The sequence below is a fragment of the Variovorax sp. 01N429 genome, from assembly GCF_056399425.1.
In genome coordinates this window covers 1-603 of record NZ_JBFTRG010000063.1, presented here as the reverse complement: position 1 = coordinate 603, position 603 = coordinate 1, and the positions used below count along the sequence as shown (strand labels likewise).

General features: G+C 66.2%; 1 protein-coding gene. It reads right to left on the bottom strand.

Going from position 1 to position 603, the window contains the following annotated elements; translation table 11 throughout:
• Positions 1 to 387: DNA-directed RNA polymerase subunit alpha (locus AC1DSF_RS30570; RefSeq protein WP_478184065.1), on the bottom strand; the 387-nt coding region annotated here is incomplete at its 3' end.
• Between the last annotated feature and the right edge of the window lie 216 nt (positions 388 to 603).

The window sequence follows — 603 nt, the reverse complement described above, 5'->3', positions numbered from 1 at the left end:
GTTCAGCGTCGCCAGGACCAGCTCGGGGTTGTGCACCTCGACCCCGGCCGGCGGCGCGATGTCGCCGGCGGTGACCACACCCGGGCCCTGCTTGCGCAGGTACATCACAACCGGCTCGTCGTGCTCCGAGGAGACGACCAGCTGCTTGATGTTGAGGATGAGGTCGGTGACGTCCTCCTTGACGCCCGGCACGGTGGTGAACTCGTGCAGGACGCCGTCGACGCGGATGCTCGTGACGGCGGCACCCGGGATCGACGACAGGAGCGTGCGGCGGAGCGAGTTGCCGAGGGTGTAGCCGAAGCCCGGCTCCAGCGGCTCGATGACGAACCGGGAGCGGTACTCGTCGACGACGTCTTCGGTCAGCGTGGGACGCTGCGCGATCAGCATGGTCTTCCTCCATGTCTCGGTGCCCGCTATATGACACCGACGGCTATGGCAAGGGTACGGGCGGACCGGTAAAACCCGGCCCGCCCGACCCGAAAATCCGTACTACGTTCCCGAAGGAATACGCGGAATGCCGCGGATTACTTCGAGTACAGCTCGACGATGAGCTGCTCCTGCACCTGCGTGTCGATGACCTGACGCGCGGGCAGGGAGTGCACG